Origin of the sequence: Allosphingosinicella sp., from assembly GCF_036387215.1 — a bacterium.
In the GTDB taxonomy this organism is placed as follows: Bacteria; Pseudomonadota; Alphaproteobacteria; order Sphingomonadales; family Sphingomonadaceae; genus Allosphingosinicella.
Window position 1 is genome coordinate 1 of record NZ_DASVUE010000418.1, and the last position, 4,289, is coordinate 4,289.

Below are 4,289 nucleotides of genomic sequence, written 5' to 3' on the forward strand. Positions count from 1 at the left end.
ATGGGCGGCGACATCTCGGTCGACAGCGCGCCGGGGCAGGGCGCCCGCTTCACGCTCACGCTGCCGGCACGCTGAGGCTCCAAAAGCGTTCCAGCTTCTGTTATAACGGTTTTCCGAGAAGGAGATCGTCATGCGGCTCATCATCGCTTTGGCAGCGCTCGCCATTCCGCTCGCATCGAGCCCGGCCCACGGCCCGGCCGCGACGCCCACGGCCTCACCGGCTCGTTCGGAGGCGCTTCCGCTCGGCGGCCCCGGCTGCCGCCGCCCAGACCTTCATCCCGCCGATGCGATCAACAAGGGCAAGTTCAACCGACTTGGCGAGCTTCCCCCGGCCCAGCTCGTGCTCACCGTCGTCCGGGAGGTCGATGGGTGTCAGGAGCCCGTGATCGTCGGGCAGCGCTACGGCTTCGGCTCGCCCCTGCCGGCCCAGCCCCTGCCGCGGGCGCGGCGCTGGTAGCGCGCGTCTAGCGGCCGCTCAGCAGCCTGCCGCCCACCTGGCCGATCACGCGCTCTAGGTGCCGCGAAAGAGGATCAGCAGGATGATTCCCGTCATGATCCAGAAGGCCGCACTGGCTACCAGGGCGATGACCACCCCCAGGCCGGCGCATCGAGGCCTCTCCTCCTGATGCACGAGCCATGCTCCCCGCTGAAAACCAGCGTGGAAAATGGTTAACAGGATTGGTCCGCAAGCGCAACGACCGGGCGCTCGCGGCTAGCGGACGATCCGCGCCAGCCCCTTCGACAGCTGCAGCGCCCCGTTCACGCGCGACTGCGGATCGGGCCAGGAGCGGGTGATGACGAGCTTCGAATCCGGCCGCAGCTTCGCCGTGCCCTTGAGGCGCTGCACATAGTCGATCAGCCCTTCGAGGTTCGGGAACGTGTCCTTGTGGAAGTGAACAAGGGCACCCTTCGGTCCCACGTCCAGCTTCACGATCTCGGCCTTCCGGCAATTAAGCTTCATCTCGATCACCTTGAGGAGGTTGTCGGTCGCCTCGGGAAGCTTTCCGAACCGGTCGATGAGCTCGGCCGCGAAAGCTTCGATCTCCTGCCGGTTCTCGAGATCGTTCATGCGCCGGTAGAGACCCATCCGGAGGTCGAGGTCCGGCACATAATCCTCCGGGATCATGATCGGCGCGTTGACGGTGATCTGGGGCGAGAATTCCTCCGGCCGCGCCTTCAGCCCGGCGCCCGCCGCCTTGGCGTCAAGGATCGCGTCCTCGAGCATCGACTGGTAGAGCTCGAAGCCGACCTCCTTGATGTGCCCCGATTGCTCGTCGCCGAGCAGATTGCCGGCGCCGCGAATGTCGAGGTCGTGGCTTGCAAGCTGGAAGCCGGCGCCGAGCGTATCGAGGTTGGCGAGCACCTGCAGCCTTTTGTCGGCAGTCTCCGTGATCGTCCGCGTCGCCGGCGTCGTGAAATAGGCGTAGGCGCGGGTCTTCGCCCGTCCCACGCGCCCCCGCAGCTGGTAGAGCTGGGCAAGGCCGAACCGGTCGGCGCGGTGGATGATCAACGTGTTCGCGGAAGGGATGTCGAGCCCGCTCTCCACGATCGTCGTCGAGAGCAGCACGTCATACTTGCGGTCGTAGAAAGCGGACATCCGCTCCTCCACCTCGGTCGGCGACATCTGCCCGTGCGCGACGACGTAGCGCACCTCCGGCACCTGCTCGGTGATGAACCGCTCGATGTCGGGCAGGTCCGCGATCCGCGGCACCACGAAATAGCTCTGGCCACCGCGATAATGCTCGCGCAGCAAGGCTTCGCGGAGCACCACCGGGTCCCACGGCATCACGTAGGTGCGCACCGCAAGCCGGTCGACCGGCGGCGTCTGGATCACCGAGAGATCGCGAAGGCCCGACATCGCCATCTGCAGCGTGCGCGGGATCGGAGTGGCGGTGAGCGTCAGCACGTGCACGTCCGCCCGCATCGCCTTGAGGCGCTCCTTGTGCGTGACTCCGAAACGCTGCTCCTCGTCGACGATGACGAGGCCGAGATTCTTGAACTCGACCTGCTTGGCCAGCAGCGCGTGAGTACCGATCACGATATCGACCTGCCCCGCCGCAAGCCCCTCCCGCGTGGCCTTGGCCTCGGCGGCGGTGACGAGGCGCGAGAGGCGCCCGATCTCGATCGGGAACCCCTGGAAGCGCTCCTTGAAGGTGTTGAAATGCTGGCGCGCGAGCAGCGTCGTCGGGCAGACGAGCGCGACCTGCATCCCAGCCATCGCGGCGATGAACGCCGCCCGGAGCGCAACCTCGGTCTTGCCGAAGCCGACGTCGCCGCAGACGAGCCGGTCCATCGGCTTGCCCGCGCCGAGATCGCCGATCACGTCGCCGATCGCGCGGTCCTGGTCGTCCGTCTCCTCATAAGGGAAGCGGTCGACGAACGGCGCGTAGCCGGTGTCCGGCTCCGCCACCGCCGCCGGCCGGAGCGCGCGCTCCGCGGCCGTCCGCATGAGCTCACCCGCAATCTCGCGGATCCGCTCCTTCATCCGAGACTTGCGCCGCTGCCACGCCTCGCCGCCCAGCCTGTCGAGCGTCACCCCCTCATTGTCGCTTCCGTAGCGGGAGAGCACGTCGATATTCTCGACCGGCACGTAGAGCTTGTCGCCTCCCGCATATTCGAGCGCCACGCAATCGTGCGGCGAGCTCTGGACCGGGATCTGCGTCAGGCCGCTGAACCGCCCGATGCCGTGATCGGCGTGGACCACGAGGTCGCCCGGCGTCAGCGTCGCAAGCTCGTTGAGGAAGGCCTCGGTATTCTTCTTGCGCTTCCGGCGGCGGACGAGCCGGTCGCCCAGCATGTCCTGCTCGGTGAGCAAAGCGACGTCGCGGGTCGTGAAGCCGTGATCGAGCTGGATGACGGTGAGCGCCACCTGGTCCTTGGATGCGCCGAGCGCCTGCTGCCAGGTGTCCGCCTCTGTCGCCCGGGTCAGCCCATGGTCGGCAAGCAGCCCCTTCAGCCGCTCCCGCGCGCCCGCGGAATAGCTTGCGAGCACGACCTTGTGCCCCGACCGGCGCAGCGCCTCGACATGGTCGACCACCGCTTCATAGACGTTGGCGTTCTGCGACCGCTCCGGAGCGAAATCCCGCGGCCCGTCCACCTCGAAATCGAGCACGGTGGCGCTCGCCGGCTCGTGGAACGGCGTCGCGAGGTGCAGCGGCCGGTCGGCGATGATCCGCTCCCAGTCGCCGCGGCCGACATAGAGTGTCTCGGGCTTCAGAGGCCGGTAGCTGCCCGGATCGTTCGACTGCGCGCGCACCCGGTTCTGATAATAATCCTCCACCGCCTCGAAGCGCGCATCGGCCGCGCCGGCATCGCCCGCGTCGCGCACCACCACGTCGTCGGGCGAGAGGTGATCGAATAATGTCTCCAGCCGCTCCTCGAACAAGGGCAGCCAGTGATCGATGCCGGCAAGCCGCCGCCCTTCGGATATGGCCTGGTAGATGGGATCGCCGGTCGCGGTGGCGCCGAACAGCTCGCGATAGCGGGAGCGGAAGCGCTTCACGCTCTCCTCGTCGAGCAGGGTCTCGGAGGCGGGGAGAAGGGTGAAGCCTTCGACCCGGCCGGTGGTCCGCTGAGTCGCCGGATCGAAGCGGCGGACGCTCTCGATCTCGTCGCCGAAGAAGTCGAGCCTCAGGCCCTCTTCCTCGCCCGCGGGGTAGAGGTCCACGAGCCCGCCGCGCACCGCATATTCGCCCGCATCGTGGACGGTGTCGGTGCGCACGTAGCCATTGGCTTGGAGAAGCTTCGTCAACCGGTCGAGGTCGATCCTCTCGCCCGGCGCGAGCCGCGCAACCAGCTGGCGCACGCGGAACGGGGTGAGGGTGCGCTGCGTCGCCGCGTTGACGGTGGTCACAAGCAGCTGCGGCTTGTCGCCCTTCCGCTGAAGCGCGTGCAACGTCGCAAGCCGCTCCGAGGTCGAGCGGAGGGAAGGGGAGGAGCGGTCGTAGGGAAGGCAGTCCCAGGCCGGAAAGCTCAGGGTCTCCAGCTCCGGAGCGAAATAATGCGCGGCATCGACGATGTGCCGCATCGCCGCTTCGTCCGGCGCGATGAACACGGCACGCCCTTTCGCTGCGCGCGCGAGGTCCGCCGCAAGCCAGGGCAGGAAGCCCGACGGCGCGCCGGAAAGCGTGATCGGCCGATTGGCCGAAAGGATCTTCTGGAGGTCTGACACTTATTCGGGGTGCTTGATGTAGTTGAGCTCGTTCATCTTCCGCATCATCTCGCCCGCGAAGCGTTCGGGGACGGCTGCCGCTCCGATCGCCCAGGCCATGATGTCCACGTCCTGCTCC

At 67.4% G+C, this 4,289-nt stretch carries 2 protein-coding genes; one reads left to right on the forward strand and one right to left on the reverse strand.

Annotated elements, in window-relative coordinates:
* The first annotated feature begins 130 nt into the window (after window positions 1-130).
* Window positions 131-457, forward strand: coding sequence for a hypothetical protein (locus tag VF662_RS15925; protein ID WP_464142934.1), 327 nt, complete (start codon window positions 131-133; stop codon window positions 455-457).
* Between the two features lie 255 nt (window positions 458-712).
* Here VF662_RS15925 and mfd read toward each other — a convergent pair whose 3' ends face one another.
* Window positions 713-4,171, reverse strand: coding sequence for a transcription-repair coupling factor (gene mfd, locus VF662_RS15930; RefSeq protein WP_464142935.1), 3,459 nt, complete (start codon window positions 4,169-4,171; stop codon window positions 713-715).
* Window positions 4,172-4,289 lie beyond the last annotated feature (118 nt).

Coding starts and splice junctions, on each gene's coding strand:
- VF662_RS15925 (WP_464142934.1), top strand. CDS start 131: ATGCGGCTCATCATCGCTTTGGCAGCGCTCGCCATTCCGCTCGCATCG.